The organism is Solwaraspora sp. WMMA2056, assembly GCF_030345095.1.
Taxonomy (GTDB): domain Bacteria; phylum Actinomycetota; class Actinomycetes; order Mycobacteriales; family Micromonosporaceae; genus Micromonospora_E.
In genome coordinates this window covers 4,901,391-4,920,114 of sequence record NZ_CP128360.1, presented here as the reverse complement: position 1 = coordinate 4,920,114, position 18,724 = coordinate 4,901,391, and the positions used below count along the sequence as shown (strand labels likewise).

Sequence of the window (18,724 nt, the reverse complement as noted above, 5' to 3'; positions counted from 1 at the left end):
CCTTGGCCCCTTCGACACAAACGGTACGGCACATTTTCGTCACCGGGGGCGTCGCGTCCTCACTCGGTAAAGGGCTGACCGCGTCCAGCCTGGGCAACCTGCTCACCGCCCGGGGTCTGCGGGTGGTCATGCAGAAGCTCGACCCGTACCTGAACGTCGACCCCGGCACGATGAACCCCTTCCAGCACGGCGAGGTGTTCGTCACCGAGGACGGCGCCGAGACCGACCTCGACGTCGGGCACTACGAACGGTTTCTCGACCGTGACCTGTCCTGCAAGGCGAACGTCACCACCGGCCAGATCTACTCCGCGGTCATCGCCAAGGAACGCCGGGGCGAGTACCTCGGCGACACGGTGCAGGTCATCCCGCACATCACGAACGAGATCAAGGCACGGATCCGGGCGATGGGCGAGCCGGACGAGCAGGGCCTGGTGCCGGACGTGGTGATCACCGAGGTGGGTGGCACCGTCGGCGACATCGAGTCGTTGCCGTTCCTGGAGGCGATCCGCCAGGTACGACACGACGTTGGCCGGGACCGCTGCTTCTACCTGCACGTGTCGCTGGTGCCCTACCTGGTGCCCTCCGGCGAGTTGAAGACGAAACCGACCCAGCACTCGGTGGCCGCCCTGCGCAGCATCGGTATCCAGCCCGACGCGATCGTCTGCCGCTCCGACCGGGAGATCCCCGACAAGCTCAAGCACAAACTGTCGCTCTACTGCGACGTCGACCGGGAAGCGGTGATCGCCGCGCCGGACGCGCCGAGCATCTACGACATCCCGAAGGTCCTGCACCGGGAGGGACTCGACGCCTACGTGGTGCGCCGGCTCGGCCTGTCCTTCCGGGACGTGGACTGGAGCAGCTGGGACGACCTGCTGGAGCGGGTGCACCATCCCCGGCACACGGTCACCGTGGCGTTGGTCGGCAAATACGTCGACCTGCCCGACGCGTATCTGTCGGTGTCCGAGGCGATCCGGGCGGCCGGGTTCGGGCACCGGGCCCGGGTACAGGTCCGCTGGGTGCCCAGCGACGAGTGTGTCAGCCCGAACGGCGCCGCGGCCGCGTTGGCCGGCGTCGACGGCATCGTCATCCCCGGCGGGTTCGGCGTCCGGGGCATCGAGGGCAAGATCGGCGCCGCCCGGTACGGTCGGGAGAACGGTATCCCGGTGCTCGGCCTCTGCCTCGGTCTGCAGTGCATGGTGATCGAGGTGGCCCGTAACGGTGCCGGCCTGGTCGGCGCCAACTCGGCCGAGTTCGACGACGACGTCGAGCATCCGATCGTCGCGACCATGGCCGATCAGGAGCAGATCGTCGCCGGCCGCGGCGACCTGGGTGGCACGATGCGCCTCGGTGCCTATCCGGCCCGGCTGTCCGAGGGGTCGATCGTCGCCAGGGCGTACGGCACCACCGAGGTCAGCGAGCGGCACCGGCACCGGTACGAGGTGAACAACGCCTACCGCGAGGTGCTGGAGAAGGCCGGTCTGCGGATCTCCGGCACCTCACCGGACGGCCGGCTGGTCGAGTTCGTCGAGCTGGACCCCGCCGAACACCCGTTCTTCGTCGCGACCCAGGCCCACCCGGAGCTCAAGAGCCGCCCGACCCGGCCGCACCCGTTGTTCCATGCGTTCGTCGGTGCGGTCATCGTCTACTCCGAGGCCGACCAGTTGCCGGTGGACCTCGGATCCACCGGCGGTCAGTCGTGACGCGCGATCCGGCGGCGGACCATCACGTCTACCAGGTGCGGCAGCGCACCGACCGGTTCACCGGCGCGGTCTTCTCGGTCGTCAGCGACGACGTGACGATGCCGGGCGGTGGCGTGGCGAGGCGTGACTACGTGCGCCACGTCGGCGCGGTCGGGGTGGTGGCGCTCGACGACGACGGCCGGGTCGTGCTGGTCCGCCAGTACCGCCACCCGGTCGGCCGGTACCTGTGGGAGCTGCCGGCGGGACTGGTCGACGTCAGCGGGGAGGACCTGCCTGCGGCGGCCCTGCGCGAGTTGGCCGAGGAGGCCGACCTGCAGGCCGGGCGACTCGACCTGCTGGTCGACCTGCACACCTCGCCGGGCTGTTCGGACGAGACGATCAGGATCTTCCTCGCCCGCGACCTGTCGGTGGTGCCGCGGCCGCAGCGCCACGACCGTCGTGACGAGGAGGCCGAGATGCAGGTCCGCCTCGTCGATCTCGACGAGGCGGTGCGGATGGTCCTGGCCGGGGAGGTCACCAACGCGGCGGCGGTGGCCGGGCTGCTGGCCGCCGACCGTGCCCGGCGAACCGGCTGGGCGGTGTTGCGTCCGGCCACCGACCCGGTGCCGTGTTGACCGACGGTGCCGCCACCCGGCGACCGGGTGGCGGCACCGCCGGTCGCCGGGGAGCGCCCGACTGACACATCGTCAACTCCGGACGGCATCGGCTGCCAAGGTGTTGGCCGGGCGCGCTGCCCGACGGCCCTAGACTGCGCCGAGTACGGACGGGCAGCGGTGCCTGCGGAAGAGGTGACGGCGACGTGTTGGTGGGAATTCCCCGCGAGGTCAAGAACCACGAGTACCGGGTGGCGGTCACTCCGGCCGGCGTCCACGAGTTCGTCCGGGCCGGGCACCAGGTGCTGATCGAGGCCGGCGCCGGTGCCGGCTCGGCGATCACCGATGACGAGTTCGCCGCGGCCGGGGCGACCATCGTGGCGACGGCGGACGACGTGTGGGCGGCCGGCGAGCTCGTCCTCAAGGTCAAGGAGCCGATCGCCGAGGAGTACCACCGGATGCGACGCGGCCAGGTGCTGTTCACCTACCTGCACCTGGCGGCCTCCAAGGAGTGCACCGACGCCCTGCTGCAGCAGGGCGTCACCGGGATCGCGTACGAGACGGTGGAGACCGCCGACGGCGCGTTGCCGTTGCTGGCGCCGATGTCCGAGGTCGCCGGTCGGCTGGCCCCGCAGGTCGGCGCGTACCATCTGATGCGCTCCGGTGGCGGTCGCGGAGTGCTGATGGGCGGGGTCTCCGGTGTCTACGCCGCCAAGGTGGTGGTCATCGGGGCCGGGGTGTCCGGCATGAACGCCGCCGCGATCGCCCTCGGCATGCAGGCCGAGGTGCTGCTGCTGGACCGCAACATCAACAAACTGCGGCAGGCCGACGCGATCTACCAGGGTCACCTGCAGACCGTCGCGTCGAACACCTACGAGGTCGAGCGGGCCGTGCGCGACGCGGACATGGTGATCGGCGCGGTGCTGGTCCCCGGGGCGAAGGCACCCAAGCTGATCTCCAACGAGTTGGTGTCCCGGATGAAGCCCGGCAGCGTGCTCGTCGACATCTCGATCGACCAGGGCGGGTGCTTCGAGGACTCCCGGCCCACCACCCACGCCGATCCGGTCTACCGGGTGCACGAGTCGGTCTTCTACTGCGTGGCGAACATGCCCGGCGCCGTCCCGCACACCAGCACGTACGCACTGACCAACGTCACCCTGCCGTACGCCCTCGAACTGGCCAACCACGGCTGGCGCGACGCGCTGCGCCGGGACCGGGCCCTCGCCGCCGGCCTCAACACGTACGACGGCGAGCTCACCTACGGCCCGGTCGCCGAGGCGCACGGCATGACCAGCCGGCCGTTGACGGAGGTGCTTGGCTGATCGACCACGACGACGTCCTGCCCGAGCGACCCGTCGACGCGCTGCACCGCGTCGTCCGTGGCTACCTGGACCATTTGACGGTGGAACGCGGGCTGTCCCGCAACACGGTGCTGTCCTACCGCCGTGACCTGGAACGCTACCGGGCGGCACTTGCCTCGACCGGCGTCCGGGACCTTGCCCAGGTGCGACCCGAGCGGATCACGACCCACCTGGCCACGTTGCGGGCCGGCGGCGACGGGCAGGCACCGCTGTCGGCGGCGTCCACCGCCCGGGCCGCCAGCGCCATCCGGGGCCTGCACCGGTTCGCCGCCCGGGAAGGGCACGCCGGCGTCGACGCCAGCCGGGACGTCCGCCCGGCGTTACCGCCCCGCCGGCTGCCCCGCGCGCTCGACGTCGACCAGGTCGAGCGGTTGCTGACCGCTGCCGGAGGCCTCGACCCTGCCGGTGCGCCGTTGGCCGTCCGCGACCGCGCGCTGCTGGAGTTCCTCTATGGCACCGGAGCGCGGATATCCGAAGCGGTCGGCGCGGCCGTCGACGACCTCGACCTCACCGCCGCGGTGGTGCTGCTGCGCGGCAAGGGTGGCCGGCAACGGCTGGTGCCGGTCGGCCGGTACGCCGCCGACGCGCTGCGCGCATACCTGACCCGGGTGCGTCCCGCACTCGCCGCCGCCGGTCGGGGCAGCCCGGCGATCTTTCTCAACGCCCGGGGCGGGCAGCTGTCGCGGCAGAGTGCCTGGATCGTGCTGCGGCGGGCGGCCGAACGGGCCGGGCTGCCGGTCGACGGGACGCACGCGGTGTCGCCGCACACCCTGCGGCACTCCTACGCCACCCACCTGCTCGACGGTGGCGCGGACGTCCGGGTGGTGCAGGAGCTGCTCGGCCACGCGTCGGTGACCACCACCCAGGTCTACACCCTGGTGACCGTCGACCGGCTCCGAGAGGTCTACGCCACCTCGCATCCCCGTGCTCGGCGTTGATCCGCAGGCAGGCGACGGGGCGTGCCGGGTCGACACGCCGGGCAGGTGCCCGCCACGCCCCCGCCCGGTGGCGTACAGTCGGGCAACGGCGCGGCTTTCGTACGGCGGCAGGCGAAGGCCCCGCAGCGGCGACGCCGCTGCAGACGCCGGTCGGCTCCGGCGCCGGGCAGTCGTCGGGAGGGGGCGCACAGGACATGGCGGGCAACAGTGACCGTGCCGAGGCGTGGACCTCGACGCTCCGCGAACAGCAGGCCGGGCTCGATCTCAGCGCCGAGCTCGGCCCCGCCGATCCGACCGCGTACACCACGCGCAAGCCGATCCCGGAGCCGATGCCGACCGACCGGCACGGCCCGGCCCGGGTCATCGCGATGGCCAACCAGAAAGGCGGGGTCGGCAAGACCACCACGACGATCAACCTCGGTGCCGCGCTGGCCGAGTACGGCCGCAAGGTGCTGCTTGTCGACTTCGACCCGCAGGGCGCGTTGTCGGTCGGCCTCGGGGTCAATCCGCACAATCTGGACCTTTCGGTCTACAACCTGCTGATGCAGGACGACGTGACCGCCGAGGACGTGCTGATCAAGACCGATGTGGCCGGACTGCATCTGCTGCCGGCCAACATCGACCTGTCGGCCGCCGAGATCCAGCTGGTCAACGAGGTCGCCCGGGAGATGGCCCTGGCCCGGGTGCTCAAGTCGATCCGCAAGGAGTACGACTTCGTCCTGATCGACTGCCAGCCGTCACTCGGCCTGCTGGCCATCAACGCGTTGACCGTGGCGCACGGGGTGCTGATCCCCCTGGAATGCGAGTTCTTCAGCCTGCGCGGTGTGGCGCTGCTGCTCGACACCATCGACAAGGTCCGCGAGCGGCTCAACTTCGACCTGGAGCTGGAAGGCATCCTGGCGACCATGTACGACAGCCGCACCACACACTGCCGGCAGGTGCTGCAGCGGGTCGTCGAGGCGTTCGGCGACAAGGTCTACCAGACGGTGATCACCAAGACGGTCAAGTTCCCCGAGTCGACCGTCGCCGGCGCGCCGATCACCAGCCTCGACCCGGCGTCGTCCGGTGCCCGCAACTACCGCCAGCTCGCCCGCGAGGTCATCGCGCACCACGCGGAGCGCTAACCTGCGGTGCGGCTCGCGCAGCGGGTGGACTACGGTCGACTGGTGAGCGCACCGACGGCCGCCGACGTGGCTACCGACCCGGCGGCCCTGCCGCCGACCGGGGCCTCCGACGACGCCGGTGCGGCCCCGCCCGCCGAGGGCACCGGGTTCACCGTGCGGTTGGCGAACTTCACCGGTCCCTTCGATCTGCTGCTGCAGCTCATCGGCAAACACAAGCTGGACGTCACCGAGGTGGCGCTGCACCAGGTCACCGACGAGTTCATCGCCTACATCCGGGCGATGGGCGACGACTGGGACCTCGACGAGGCCAGCGAGTTCCTGGTCATCGCGGCCACCCTGCTCGACCTCAAGGCCGCCCGCCTGCTGCCCGCCGCCCAGGTCGAGGACGAGGAGGACCTGGCGCTGCTGGAGGCCCGGGACCTGCTGTTCGCCCGGCTGCTGCAGTACAAGGCGTTCAAGGAGGCTGCGGCGCACATCGCCGAGTTGGAGACCGCCGGTGCCCGCCGCTACCCGCGGGCGGTCACCCTGGAAGAGCGCTACGCCCGGGCGCTGCCCGAACTGGTGCTCGGCGTCGGCCCTGCCCGGTTGGCCAAACTGGCCATCAAGGCGATGACGCCACGGGTGGTGCCGGTCGTCACCATCGACCACGTGCACCAGGTGCGGGTCAGCGTACGGGAGCACGCCACCCTGCTGCGCGACCGGCTGCGCCGGGTCGGCACCGCCACCTTCGAGACGCTCTGCCTTGACTGCGAGTCCACCCTGGAGATCGTCGCCCGGTTCCTGGCGCTGCTGGAGCTGTACCGCGAAGGTCTGGTGGGCTTCAGCCAGGAGCAGGCGCTGGGCGACCTCACCGTACGCTGGACCGGCGGCGCGCACGGGGGAGCGGAGCTCACCGTCGACGAGTACGCCGGCCAGCCGGCGGAAACCGACACCGCGGCGACGCCCGCCGCGCCGTCAGATCCCAGCGGGCCGCACGCCGGTCAGTCGGACGCCGGCCAGGAGGAGGCTTCGTGAGCAGCGACGAGCAGCCCGACTCGCTTGCCGAGCAGGCCGCGGCCTGGGTGCCCCCGTGGGCGCGGGCCAGCGTACCGTCGCAGAACGCCGCCGCCCCGGAGCCGGCACCGCCCCCCGCACCCGCGCCCGAGCCGGTCCCGGCGGCGGAGCCACCCGCCGCGTCCGACGGGCAGCCCGAGCCGGAGCCGGCGGCTGAGCCGGAGCCCGAGGCACCGCCGGCGCCGACCGCCAGGTCTCAGCCGGCACCTGAACCGGAGCCGGCGGCACCCGCCGCACTGGCGCTGCTCGACGACGCCGAACTCAGACCGGCGATCGAGGCGATCATGCTGGTGGTCGACGAACCCGTTTCCGAGAACGTGCTCGCGCAGGTGCTGGAGCAGCCGACCGAGCGGGTCGGCGCGATGCTGCGGGAGATCTCCGACAGCTACACCGCCGCCGGGCACGGGTTCGACCTGCGCCGGGCGGCCGGTGGGTGGCGGCTCTACACCCGCCCCGAGTACGCGCCCTATGTGGAGCGGTTCGTGCTCGACGGGCAGTCGGTGCGACTGACCCAGGCCGCGCTGGAAACCCTGGCGGTGGTCGCCTACAAGCAGCCGGTCACCCGGGGCCGGGTCTCGGCCATCCGGGGGGTCAACTGCGACGGGGTCATCCGGACCCTGACGACACGGGGGCTGATCGAGGAATGCGGCAGCGAGCCGGAGAGTGGCGCCTACCTCTACCGTACGTCGACCCTGTTCCTGGAGAAATTGGGGTTGAACAGCGTCGAGGAGCTACCCTCGCTGGCGCCGTTCCTGCCCGACGACGTGGAAGAGATCGCCGATGCCCAACGATGACGACAGTGGTGTGCAGCGCCTGCAGAAGGTGCTGGCCGCCGCCGGCGTCGGCTCCCGCCGCGCCTGTGAGGACCTGATCTTCCGACGGCGGGTGACCGTCGACGGGCGGGTCGCCGAACTGGGCGACAAGGTCGACCCGCGCAACGCGGTGATCCACGTCGACGGCGAACGGATCGTCACCGACCACCGGCTGGCGTACCTGGCGATGAACAAGCCCCGCGGCGTCGTGTCGACCATGGCGGACGAAAAGGGCCGGACCGCGCTGTCGGATCTGCTCGACCGGGTCGACCAGCGGGTCTACCACGTCGGCCGGCTGGACGCCGACAGTGAGGGCCTGCTGCTGCTGACCAACGACGGCACGTTGGCGCATCGCCTGATGCACCCCTCGTACGGTGTGCCGAAGACCTACCTGTGCGAGGTCGCCGGACCGGTTCCCCGGGCGGTGGGCCGCCGGTTGCTCGCCGGCGTCGACCTCGACGACGGGCCGGCCAAAGTGGACAAATACGCACTGCTCGACACCCTCGGTCGGACCGCCCAGGTCGAGGTGGTGCTGCACGAGGGGCGCAACCGCATCGTCCGACGGCTCTTCGAGGAGGTCGGGCACCCGGTCTCCCGGCTGGTCCGGACCGCCATCGGACCGATCCGGCTCGGTGACCTGCGGCCCGGTCGGACTCGGCGGCTCAACAACGCGGAGGTCGCCGCCCTGTTCGCAGCAGTCAATGACTAGCCAGGCATGATGGAGCCCGTTGGTGGGCACCCGTGAGGGTGCGCGCCGACGTACCTCGGTGGGACGGCCGGGGACAGTGGTGCGGGTGAGAGGAGCGACGGTGGCTGAGCAGGAACGGACCGGGCACTTTGTGGTAGCGGTGGACGGCCCGTCCGGATCGGGAAAGTCGACCGTCTGCCGGCGCCTGGCCGGCGCGACCGGTGCCCGGTACCTGGACACCGGCGCGATGTACCGGGCCGTCACCTGGGCGGTACTGCGTTCCGGCGTCGATCCGCACGATCCGGACGGGGTCGGCAAGGTCGCCGCCGACGTCACCCTGACCGTCGGCACGGATCCGACAGACCCGCACATCAGCGCCGACGGTGTCTCGGTCGACCGCGAGATCCGTAGCGCCGAGGTGACCTCCGCGGTCTCCGCGGTCGCCGCCGTCGCGGCGGTCCGGGAACGGATGGTCGCCGAACAACGGTCCCTCATCGCCGCCCATGCGCCGATCGTCGTCGAAGGGCGGGACATCGCCTCGGTCGTCGCCCCCGACGCCGACCTCAAGGTCTACCTGACCGCGTCCGCCGAGGCCCGGGCGATGCGCCGCAGCGCCGAGACCGCCGCCGACGTGGCGGCCACCGCCCAGGCGCTGGCCCGGCGCGACCAGTTCGACTCCAACCGGGCCGTGGATCCGCTGCGGCAGGCCCCGGACGCGGTCGTACTCGACACCACCGAGCTGGGCATCGACGAGGTCGTCGACCAGCTCCGCCACCTGCTCGCCGCCCAGGCCGCCCGGTGAACGCCGAGGCGGTACCGCAGGAGTTGACCGACCCGACCGCGCCGGTACCGGTGGTCGCTGTCGTCGGCCGCCCCAACGTCGGTAAGTCCACACTGGTCAACCGGATCATCGGTCGTCGGCAGGCGGTCGTGGAGGACGTGCCGGGAGTCACCCGGGATCGGGTGCCCTACGACGCCAACTGGTCCGGCCGGCAGTTCACCATCGTCGACACCGGCGGCTGGGAACCGGACGCGCGCGACCGGGCGGCCGCCATCGCGGCGCAGGCCGAGGCCGCCGTCGCCACCGCCGACGTGGTGCTGTTCGTCGTGGACGCCACGGTCGGCTCGACCGACGTCGACGAGGCCGCCGTCAAGATGCTGCGGCGCAGCGCCAAACCCGTCCTGCTGGTGGCCAACAAGGCGGACAACACCAACGTCGAACTGGAGGCGACCAGCCTGTGGTCGCTCGGTCTCGGCCAGCCGTACCCGGTCTCCGCGCTGCACGGGCGCGGCTCCGGTGACCTGCTCGACGCGGTCCTCGACGCGCTGCCCGATCCGCCGCCGATGGCCGAGCCGGGCGGGCCGCGTGGCCCTCGGCGGGTGGCACTCGTCGGACGGCCCAACGTCGGCAAGTCCAGCCTGCTCAACCGGCTCGCCCGGGAGGAACGCGCGGTCGTCGACTCGGTCGCCGGAACGACCGTCGACCCGGTCGACAGCATCGTGGAGATCGGCGGCGAACCGTGGCAGTTCGTTGATACCGCCGGGCTGCGTAAACGCGCCAACCGGGCCAGCGGTACGGAGTACTACGCCAGCCTGCGCACCGCCGGGGCGATCGAGGCCGCCGAGGTGGCCGTCGTCCTGCTCGACGCCAGCGAGACCCTCAGCGAGCAGGACCAGCGGGTGCTGTCGATGGTCGTCGAGGCCGGTCGGGCGTTGGTGATCGCCTTCAACAAGTGGGACCTGGTCGACGCCGACCGGCGCTACTACCTCGAGAAGGAGATCGAACGCGATCTGCGTCGCATCCCCTGGGCCATCCGGGTCAACATCTCCGCCCGGACCGGCCGGTCCGTGGAGCGGCTGGCCCCGGCGTTGCGGACCGCCCTGGCCAGCTGGGAGACGCGGATCCCGACCGGGCAGCTCAACCAGTGGATCACCGCGCTGGTCCAGGCCACCCCCCACCCGGTACGCGGCGGCCGGGCTCCGCGCATCCTCTTCGCCACCCAGGCCGGCGTCGCCCCGCCCCGGTTCGTCCTGTTCACCACCGGCCCACTCGACGCCGGCTACCAGCGGTTCGTCGAGCGGAAACTGCGCGAGGAGTTCGGTTTCGAGGGCACCCCGATCGAGGTGTCGGTGCGCCCCCGTAAGCAGGTCGGGCCGGGTGGTCGCGGCAAGGCCCACGGCTGACCCGCAGGCTCGGCCCGCCGGGTAGGGGTCGTGTCGTCCGGATCCGCCATGCGCTACGCTGTACCGGTTGCCGCAGGTGCTGCTTGACGGCAACGGGACGTGGCGCAGCTTGGTAGCGCACTTGACTGGGGGTCAAGGGGTCGTCGGTTCGAATCCGGCCGTCCCGACAGCGCGAGGGTTTCCGCAGGTCAACGACTTGCGGAAGCCCTCTTTTCATTGCTTGGCATGGATGCCCGGTCTAGCACGCCGCTGTTGAATTACAAAACTCGGGCAGGTTGCCATGGCACTGTTGGATCTTCAGAAGCTGACCGGAGGACTGTCCCGGACGTGGGCCGGGTTCCTGCGGGACTGGGACCGGTCGCTGCGTTCGGGGAACTATCCGGAGACGACTCGGTACAACTATCTCCTCGCGGCGGCGCAGCTGGCGCGGTACCTGGGGGAGCACTCGCCGGACCCGGACGCCGACGACGGCGCAGCCGACCCGTGTGTGGTCTCCAGGGCGCACGTCGAGGCGTTCCAGGCGTGGATGGTGGAAACCCGCTCGGCGTCGACGGCGCTGAACAAGTACAAGTGTCTGCAGCAGTTCTTCCGCTGGTTGCAGGGCGACGAGCAGGTCATCGACCGCAATCCGATGGACCGGCTGCGGCCGCCGAAGACGCCGACCAAGCTGGTGCCGGTGCTGGGTGAGGCGGACACGGCGAAGGTGCTGCAGGCGTGTCGGGGCAAGGGGTTCGTCGGCCTGCGCGACGAGGCGCTGGTCCGGTTGTACGCCAACACCGGCGCCCGTCTGTCGGAGGTGGGCATGCTGCTGGTCTCCGACGTGGACATGAACACCGAGTCGGTGCACTTCCACGGCAAGGGCGCCAAGGACCGGCGGGTGCGGTTCGGGCCGAAGACCGCGCGGGCCCTGTCGCGGTACCTGCGCGCGCGGGACAACCACAAGGGCGCCGCGTCGCCGAGCCTGTGGCTGGCCGACCGGGGCGCGGCGCCCTTGACTCCGAACGGCATCAAGATCCGGCTCAAGCGGCTCGGCGCCGCCGCCGGGGTGCCGGATCTGCACGCGCACCGGTGGCGGCACAGCTTCGCGCACGAGTGGAAGCTGGCCGGTGCGGACACCGGCGATCTGATGCTGCTGCTGGGCTGGGCGTCGGAGGACATGCCGCGCCGGTACGGGGCCAGTGCCGCTGCCGAGCGGGCGATGGCGACGCAGCAGCGCATCGGTATCGGCGAACGCGTGTAGGTAGGTGGTCGGCGCGGCGCGTACAGGATGGCGGGTCCTGCGCGCCGTGCCGTCCGGGTGGGTGAGCTGCCGCGGGCGTTGCGAAGGAGGGTAAGAGATGACCTGCCCGCCCCGCAGCGCCGCGCGTTGGCCGCCGAGCTGACTGGCCTGTCCGAGGCGTTGTGGCGCTGCTACACCCACCCAGCCAGCGCTGCGGACAACCTGGACGTCAACACCGAGGGGTGGCGGCGCGCGCAGACCAGGAACGGGTTCGCGTCCGTGGCCGACCACATCCGCCGACCGAACCTTCCAGACGACCACGACAGCCTCCTGGTCTCGTACGACCCGGTCGAGGAGCTAGCGCACCGGGTGGGTCGCTGCCTGCACCGCGCCGCCGACGCGGAACTGTCCGCTGTGGTGATCGCTGAGGTGGAGATGGAGCTGGCCGCTGTGGAACGCGCGGAGCTGGGTGACCTGTCCGGCCGAGCGGTGCAGGCCGTGCCTGACCCGGCAGGACGCCTCCCCGGTACAGGTCGCCGCCGCCGACCAGGTTCTCGCGACCAACCCGCTCGGCAGCGACGAGCTGTTCCTCGAGCTGGACCCGACGTCGGCGTGTGTCGCCGCGGCGCACTGGCTGCAGGCCGCCGCGGACGCGGCGGCGGAGTTGTCCGGGATCGCCGCGACCGCCGTGGTGACGGAGGCCGACAACATCGAGGCGTTGCCGCACGAGACACCCACCGCCGTCCTCGAGCTGATGGAGATCGGCCTGTCACCGACGGCTGCGGTCACCAGCCTGATCGGCGACGCCGTGGCCCTGGCCGAGGGCGAGGCACCTGACGTGTACGAGCTGCGGAAGAAGATCGAGGAAGCCGAGGACGACGCCGAACGGTACGGACAGGACGAACCGCATTCGACGGTCGGGTTCCGGAAGATTCGGCTGACCACGTTGAATCCCCGCAGGCCGGCCCGGGACATGCTGGAAGACCTGCTGTCCGGAATCCGGGGCTGCTGGCTGCTCTACCAGGAGTACGCCGAGATACCGGGCGACCCGACCGACGAGGACGACGACACGCAGACGTCGAACGGCGACCTGGACGACGCGATCGACGCGGGGTTCTGCGACGCGGTGCGGGCCAGGGCGGCGGGCGCCCGGCAGCGGCTGAACCTCGACGGGCGTTGACCGGCCTCCGCCACCGACCCGGACCACTGGCCGTCGGTAGATTCGGGCGACACCCCGCAGCATCCATGCGCGTGGCTCGTCGGGCAACAGCAAGGGGGGGCGCAGCCTAGGGTGCCAGGGGAGGGACGACGGCTGGGGTCTACCGAGTCTGAGGAGAGGAACCCCCGGGTGAGTCTGGCCGGCAGCGACAGGAACGTCGCCGACGTCAGGTGCCCCGTAGGCGCGTCGTGGCGACTCACGGTTGAGTCGCGGTCCGTTGTCGCCGTGGCCGTTTGGGTCGCGGTCACGTCACTGGTGCGGACCGCAGGGACGGCTGGGTCGGGACAGCACGACCTGCGCCGGAGCGGTCGTGCTCGTCCAGTTCAGGAGCCTTACCCTGCCATCGCGCCGAGAGTGATGATCAATTAGCGCTGCGGTCGCAGGCTCGTATCCCAGGGGTGGCCAGAGGTGGCACCGAGCCGTCCTCGTCTGGCTCGGCGAAAGCGAGGACAGCACCGATCTTCCCGTCGGCGAGGCGCAGTCGGCCGGAGGCCGACAACCGTCGTCTTGCCTCCTCGGCCCAGGCCGCGAGGGCCTTTGCGTCGATGGTCCCGTCCGGGCCGGTGCCGGGACTGCGTAGATTTCCGTGTTTGACCTGGGAGTGGTCCGTTGGACAGGAGGTCGATCCTGTCCAGGAAGGACCACGTCATGGCAGACAAGAAGAACCCGGTTCAGCTTGCGGAGCCGATGACGGCGGAGCGGGAGTTCGCCCAGCAACTAATCGAGCGGGCCAAGGCCGACGGAGTCTCGTTGGTCGGACCGGGTGGGCTCCTCACCGGGATCACCCGCACCGTCCTCGAGTCACCGCTCGACGCCGAGATGGACGCCCACCTCGACACCGCCGGTGTCGACGAGGAGACCGGTCGGCGGACCAACATCCGTAACGGCCACGGGGCCACGACGGCGCAGACCGAGGTCGGGCCGGTGCGGATCCAGGTCCCCCGGAACCGGGCCGGGTCGTTCACCCCGCGGATCGTGCCCAAACACGCTCGCCGCCTCGACGGCTTCAACGAGGCCATCCTGTACCTGTACGCCAAGGGGTTGACGACCGGGGAGATTGCCGCCCACCTGACCGACGTGTACGGCGCTGACGTGTCCCGGCAGCTGATCAACCGGGTCACCGACAGCGTCCTGGCTGACATGGAGGCCTGTATGGGCGGCGCGGTCGATTCTTGCGGGAGATCGACATGGTTCCGCGCCGCCCACATCAGGTTACTGGTCTCGTACCTGGTTGATCTCGGGTGCCGGCCCGGCCGTGGCCTGAGCCGGTACGTGAGGAAGTCACGTGGTGGGCTTGCCGCCGAGGGGTGCGGCCGGGGTGGCGTGGTGGTAGTGGGGGTGTATGGCGGGTGGTTGTCGGAGGAGGTAGCGCAGTGCGAAATCGGCGGCTGAGGGGAGGTAGCCGGCGGTGCGCCACTGTGGGTCGCCGTCGAGGTGGTGGCCGGCGGCGGTGAGCCCGGTGTGGATGCCGGGGAGGTGGGCCGCTCCCCAGATCATGACGGTGTCGTCGGTGGTCGTCGTGGCGGCGTCGAGGGCGAGTGCGGTGCGGGTGTCGGTGAGGACCTGGGTGACGGCCCGCAGGCGGGGGTCGCGGTGGGGCCGGGGTACGGCGTTCTTCGCGGCCAGGGCGGCGATCATGCGGGTGCTGATTGCGAAGTAGGCGTAGACGCGGCTGAGTCGCCAGACCTGGTGGTCGGGCCAGTCGAACAGGGCGCGGCGGGTGGTGAGGTAGTGGGTCATGGCGTCGGTGCCGGCGTGGCGGATGACGTCGAGGTCGGTGAGGTCTTTGCGTTGCCAGGTGGGGTGGTGGAGCAGGCTGGGTTGGCGTACCCAGCCGAGGGGAGCCATCCGGACGGTCTCGAGGTCGCGGAGGGCGTTGAGGTCGTCGAGGACGGCCTGCTCTGCCTGGGTGGGGTTGTCGCCGGGGGTCTGGTACTGGGCGTTCTCGTAGTGGACGACGTATCCGTCGTGTTGGTAGCGGTCGATGTCGTGCAGCAGCTGGTGGTAGTAGGCGGGCTCGGCGTAGTGGTGGGTAGCGACGACGATGATTCGTTGCCCGCTGTCGGGGTGGCGGTAGGCGCTGAGCGGTGTCTGGAGGATGAGGCGGCGGCGGCCGGTGGTGAGTCGGAGGTAGGGGGTCATGTGCTGGTTGTCCTCGGTGCGGGTGGGTGGGCGCGGTCGGTGGTGAGGATGGTGAGGATGTCGGACAGGGCGATGGGGTCCAGGTCGAGCACGATCTCGTGGTGTCGGGGGTCGTAGTCGACGTTGACGACGCCGACGAGGTAGTGCTCGCCAAGGCGGACGCTGACGGGGTTGGTGCGGCGTCGGGCGAGGAGCGCGATGATCTGCTCGCGGTTGAGGGTGTCGCCGCGGAAGGTATGGCTGGTGGGCATGCTTCGGCCGGGGATCGCCTGGCGGTACCAGCGGAGGGTGGGAATCTCGTGCCAGCCGGGCCAGTCGGTGTTGATGGTGGTCCATCCGTCGCGTTGGCGCAGGACGATCTGTTCGTGGTGGACGAGGGTGGCGTCGCCCGGATGCGCTCGCAGGAGGGTGACGACGCTGTTGATGATGTCGGCGGTTTCCTGGTCGGCGTTGGTGTGGTGGGGCCGGTGGCGGTAGAGCAGTTCGAGGCGGGCGTTGTGCTGGCCGTAGGAGCCAGCGAGGTTGTCGTCGTCGTCGGGGTGTAGGGGCCAGGCTTCGACGGTGATGCCGTCGCGGGCGACGCCGATCTCGACCGGTTCGGCGTGCAGCACGGTTCCGACCAGGTTCAGGACGATGGCGACCGGTGCGGTGGCGGTGGTGTAGAGGCGGTACTCGGCGGCCATGTCAACTGCCGGTGGGGACGCGGCCGACGTGGGACAGGGCGAGGTTGCCTTTGACCACCAGGTCGGTGTGGAGCAGAAGCGTACGGAAGGCGTCGATGTCGTCGGGAGTCATGCCGGCGGCGACGAGCCGGTCGCGGATGACCCCGGCGGTGGCGTAGGGCAGGAGACAGCCGGCCTGTCGGCCGGTCCAGGTGCCGGTGTGGCCGGTCGTGTCGACGTGCAGGCCGAGGGCGCGCATCGCGTGGTGCGCGCGGCGACCCCACGTCAGGTCGTTGCCGGAGCCGGTGAGTACAGCGCCGAACGCCCGGTGGTAGGCGGCGAAGAGCCGGTCGGCCTCATCGGGGTCAGGCGCGGACAGTACGGAGCTGCGCCAGGTGGGTTCGAACTCCTCGACGATGAGCAGCCCGCCGGGGGTGAGGGCGTCGACGAGCCGACCGAGTACGGCGGTGCGCTGGTCGGCGGGCAGGTGCGCGAGGAGGAGCCGGACGTGGATGAGGTCGTAGCCGTCGTCGGGCAACGGGTCGGTGACGATGTTGTGGCGGATCAGCCGGACGCGGGGGCGTCGGCGGCTCGGGGTGAGGTCGATGTCGGTGGCGGTGACGTCGCCGTGCGGGGCCATCTCGGCGAGGGTCGCGGCGATGCAGCTGGCGCCGACGGCGACGACGAGGCATCGGGCGTCGGCGCGGACTCCGACCCGGCGTAGCTGCCGGCGGGAGAACGGGTCGAGCATGCCGGCCAGGGCGTCGAGCATGACCGCGTTGTCGTCGCGGGTGTCGGGTGGGGCGTCGCCGAACAGGTAGGTGGACGTGGTCACAGCTGTCTCCTTCAAACAGTAGGGGTCAGCGGGCATGGCCTGGACCCGGCGGTTCGGATGCGCGCCTGCCCGGGGGTCAGGCGGTCGTGTGGCGGATCCACGGCGCTGCCCGAGTGCAGGCGGCGGTGAGGAGCCCGTACATCGCGGTGCTCATGGCGGCGAGGACCGTGATGGCGGCGAAGGCCATGTCGGCGCGGGTGCCGGCGTTCTGGATGACGACGCCGAGCCCGGCGAGCCCGCCAAACAGTTCAGCGACGACGGCGCCGATCAGGGCGAGGGGTAACGCGATCCGCAGCCCGGAGCACAGGTGCGGTAGCGCGGCCGGTAGCCGGACCTTGACGAACGTCTGCCAGCGCGACGCGGTCAGGGACCGGGCCAGCTCGACCAGATCCGCCGGGGCGGCCGTCAGGCCGGTGGCTGTCGCGAGGGCGATCGGGAGGAAGCACATCAGCCAGACCAGGACGATCTTCGGGCCGGCGCCGAAGCCGAGGGCGATGATCAGCACCGGCACCAGGGCGGGTTTCGGTAGCACGCTGAGGACCAGCAGGGTCGGGGTGAGTGCCCGCGCCAGTGGCCGGGACATCGCCAGGACAGTGCCGAGCATGACCGCCGTGACGGCGGCGAGCGTGTAGCCGGCCATCGCCGTGGTGAGGGTGACGGCGGCGTGGTGGAGCAGGTAGCCGGGCTGGTCACGGATCACGGCGGCGACCGCGTACGGCGGCGGCACGATGTAGTCGGCGACGCCGGACACCTCGACGGCTGCCCACCAGACGGCGACCAGCCCGGCCACACCGAGGACCGGCGGGCAGACTCCGGCGACCACCGTCCACAGCCGCGCGGTGGCTGCCGAGGCGAGCCCAGGCGTTGGCGGCGTGGACTGGTTCATCCGACGAGGTCGGGGGCGATGATGTCCGGCGGCGTCAGCCCAGCGGGTATGGCACCGGCACCGTGCAGGATCGCGATGTTGCGGGCCACCCTCGCCTCGTCGAAGTGACCGAGGCGTCCTTCTGCCGGGGTGACGTAGCCGCGCAGCGCGGTCAGCTCGGCGGTAGCGAGGTGGGCCTGCTGGCCCTGCGTCTCTGGCTGTGCCGCGTACGCCTTGCCAGCCGGCTCGGGGTCCTGCATGCAGTAGACCAGACCGCGTAGCAGCGCCCGGTTGAACCGGCGGACCACGTCGGCACGGTTGGTCGCGGTCGCTGTGGAGACGGCCATCGCCGACCCGTGCAGGTCACCGATCCAGTCGACGAACGGCAGCACCGACAGGTCCTGCTTCGCGACGGACCGCACCGACTCCACCGCCGGCACGAACTGCGAGATGGCGTCGACTCGTCCTTCGGCGAGCAGCGCCGCGTGCTGGGCCGGCACCGGGTTGCTCACCCACTGCACACCCGAGGGGTCGAAACCGGCCAGCTGCGCGTACGTCGGGAACAGCACATGGTTGATGCCGCCCGGCAGGTACGACAACCGCCGGCCCGCCAGGTCACCTGGCGTGCGGATGCCCGACGACGCGTTGACCGATGCGCTGTTCGACGCGCAGAACACCGGTGTCCCGGCCGCCGAGGCGCAGCGGTACGCCCAGGCGGCCGTCTGGTTCGACCCGGCCGCGACCGACGAGCAGATCAGCGCACTGAAGGACCGGCTGGCCGACGCCGGCTACACCGGGAGCACGGTCGCCGATCAGCTCGGCGCGTTCCGTACCGTCATCGACGGCATCGTCTGGGTGCTGAACGCCTTCGCGGTGATCGCGCTGCTGGCGGCAAGCTTCGGGATCGTCAACACCCTGTTCATGTCGGTGCAGGAGCGGACCCGTGAGATCGGCCTGATGAAGGCGATGGGCATGGGCTCGGGCAAGGTGTTCGGCCTGTTCAGCCTGGAGGCCACGTTCATCGGTTTCCTCGGCAGCGCCATCGGCGCGGTGCTGGCGGTCGCGGCGGGCACCGCGATCAGCAGCGCACTGGCCGGCAGTTTCCTCGCGGACCTGCCGGGGCTCACGCTGATCGCCTTCGAGCCGGTCTCCATCGCGGCGATCATCGGCCTGGTGATGGCGATCGCGTTCCTGGCCGGCACGCTGCCCGCGTCGCGGGCGGCCCGGGCCGACCCGGTCGACTCGCTGCGCTACGAGTAGCCGCAGCTGGCAGGTAGGCCACCGGACGCACGAGGTGCCTGGCGGGATGGAACTCCCGCCAGGCACGTC

The 18,724-nt window shown here is 71.0% G+C and carries 19 protein-coding genes and 1 tRNA gene; 15 read left to right on the top strand and 5 right to left on the bottom strand.

Annotated elements, in window-relative coordinates:
- Window positions 1-2 precede the first annotated feature (2 nt).
- The 14 genes from pyrG (at window position 3) to O7608_RS22115 (ending at window position 14,283) form a co-directional block, all read left to right on the top strand.
- On the top strand, window positions 3-1,700 hold the full coding sequence (gene pyrG, locus O7608_RS22180; RefSeq protein WP_289206438.1) for a CTP synthase: 1,698 nt from the start codon (window positions 3-5) through the stop codon (window positions 1,698-1,700).
- Window positions 1,697-2,314, top strand: coding sequence for an NUDIX domain-containing protein (locus tag O7608_RS22175; RefSeq protein ID WP_289206437.1), 618 nt, complete (start codon window positions 1,697-1,699; stop codon window positions 2,312-2,314). Before pyrG ends, O7608_RS22175 begins: the two co-directional genes overlap by 4 nt.
- A gap of 185 nt (window positions 2,315-2,499) precedes the next feature.
- On the top strand, window positions 2,500-3,615 hold the full coding sequence (ald, locus tag O7608_RS22170; RefSeq protein ID WP_289206436.1) for an alanine dehydrogenase: 1,116 nt from the start codon (window positions 2,500-2,502) through the stop codon (window positions 3,613-3,615).
- A 17-nt stretch (window positions 3,616-3,632) separates the two neighbouring features.
- Window positions 3,633-4,592: a site-specific tyrosine recombinase XerD gene (locus tag O7608_RS22165; RefSeq protein ID WP_289210985.1), complete on the top strand. Its 960-nt coding sequence runs from the start codon at window positions 3,633-3,635 to the stop codon at window positions 4,590-4,592.
- A gap of 194 nt (window positions 4,593-4,786) precedes the next feature.
- Window positions 4,787-5,716 carry a ParA family protein gene (locus O7608_RS22160; RefSeq protein ID WP_282227613.1) on the top strand — a complete coding sequence of 310 codons (930 nt, stop codon included), beginning with the start codon at window positions 4,787-4,789 and terminating at the stop codon, window positions 5,714-5,716.
- Window positions 5,717-5,740: 24 nt separating this feature from the next.
- Window positions 5,741-6,730 (top strand): segregation and condensation protein A, encoded by a 990-nt coding sequence (locus tag O7608_RS22155; protein ID WP_421361221.1) that lies wholly within the window; start codon window positions 5,741-5,743, stop codon window positions 6,728-6,730.
- The gene (gene scpB, locus O7608_RS22150; protein WP_289206435.1) at window positions 6,727-7,563 is read left to right on the top strand and encodes an SMC-Scp complex subunit ScpB; all 837 of its coding nucleotides are present in this window, start codon (window positions 6,727-6,729) and stop codon (window positions 7,561-7,563) included. The genes O7608_RS22155 and scpB overlap by 4 nt, the downstream gene beginning before the upstream one ends.
- On the top strand, window positions 7,550-8,290 hold the full coding sequence (locus O7608_RS22145; RefSeq protein WP_289206434.1) for a pseudouridine synthase: 741 nt from the start codon (window positions 7,550-7,552) through the stop codon (window positions 8,288-8,290). Before scpB ends, O7608_RS22145 begins: the two co-directional genes overlap by 14 nt.
- A gap of 100 nt (window positions 8,291-8,390) precedes the next feature.
- Window positions 8,391-9,071, top strand: a complete 681-nt coding sequence (gene cmk / locus O7608_RS22140; RefSeq protein WP_289206433.1) for a (d)CMP kinase — start codon at window positions 8,391-8,393, stop codon at window positions 9,069-9,071.
- On the top strand, window positions 9,068-10,453 hold the full coding sequence (gene der / locus O7608_RS22135) for a ribosome biogenesis GTPase Der (RefSeq protein ID WP_289206432.1): 1,386 nt from the start codon (window positions 9,068-9,070) through the stop codon (window positions 10,451-10,453). The genes cmk and der overlap by 4 nt, the downstream gene beginning before the upstream one ends.
- Window positions 10,454-10,546: 93 nt before the next feature.
- Window positions 10,547-10,620, top strand: a tRNA-Pro gene (locus O7608_RS22130).
- Window positions 10,621-10,733: 113 nt separating this feature from the next.
- Complete coding sequence (locus O7608_RS22125) at window positions 10,734-11,693, top strand: tyrosine-type recombinase/integrase (RefSeq protein WP_289206431.1); 960 nt, start codon at window positions 10,734-10,736, stop codon at window positions 11,691-11,693.
- A 448-nt stretch (window positions 11,694-12,141) separates the two neighbouring features.
- Window positions 12,142-12,852, top strand: coding sequence for a hypothetical protein (locus O7608_RS22120; RefSeq protein WP_289206430.1), 711 nt, complete (start codon window positions 12,142-12,144; stop codon window positions 12,850-12,852).
- 687 nt (window positions 12,853-13,539) lie between these two features.
- Window positions 13,540-14,283, top strand: coding sequence for a transposase (locus tag O7608_RS22115; protein WP_289206429.1), 744 nt, complete (start codon window positions 13,540-13,542; stop codon window positions 14,281-14,283).
- On the opposite strand, the gene O7608_RS22110 is transcribed toward O7608_RS22115, so the two are convergent.
- The 5 genes from O7608_RS22110 to O7608_RS22090 all read right to left on the bottom strand — a co-directional run bounded on the left by O7608_RS22110 (window position 14,173) and on the right by O7608_RS22090 (window position 17,994).
- Window positions 14,173-15,033, bottom strand: a complete 861-nt coding sequence (locus tag O7608_RS22110) for a hypothetical protein (protein ID WP_289206428.1) — start codon at window positions 15,031-15,033, stop codon at window positions 14,173-14,175. The genes O7608_RS22115 and O7608_RS22110 overlap by 111 nt on opposite strands.
- On the bottom strand, window positions 15,030-15,716 hold the full coding sequence (locus O7608_RS22105; RefSeq protein ID WP_289206427.1) for a SitI3 family protein: 687 nt from the start codon (window positions 15,714-15,716) through the stop codon (window positions 15,030-15,032). Before O7608_RS22105 ends, O7608_RS22110 begins: the two co-directional genes overlap by 4 nt.
- Window position 15,717: 1 nt before the next feature.
- The gene (locus tag O7608_RS22100; protein ID WP_289206426.1) at window positions 15,718-16,530 is read right to left on the bottom strand and encodes a class I SAM-dependent methyltransferase; all 813 of its coding nucleotides are present in this window, start codon (window positions 16,528-16,530) and stop codon (window positions 15,718-15,720) included.
- Window positions 16,531-16,606: 76 nt separating this feature from the next.
- A complete protein-coding gene (locus tag O7608_RS22095; protein ID WP_289206425.1) occupies window positions 16,607-17,416 on the bottom strand; it encodes an ABC transporter permease in 810 nt (269 codons plus the stop codon).
- On the bottom strand, window positions 17,413-17,994 hold the full coding sequence (locus O7608_RS22090) for an ABC transporter substrate-binding protein (protein WP_289206424.1): 582 nt from the start codon (window positions 17,992-17,994) through the stop codon (window positions 17,413-17,415). The genes O7608_RS22095 and O7608_RS22090 overlap by 4 nt, the downstream gene beginning before the upstream one ends.
- Before the next feature lie 31 nt (window positions 17,995-18,025).
- Here O7608_RS22090 and O7608_RS22085 point away from each other — a divergent pair, with 31 nt between their 5' ends.
- Window positions 18,026-18,655, top strand: a complete 630-nt coding sequence (locus O7608_RS22085; RefSeq protein WP_289210983.1) for an ABC transporter permease — start codon at window positions 18,026-18,028, stop codon at window positions 18,653-18,655.
- Window positions 18,656-18,724: the final 69 nt, after the last annotated feature.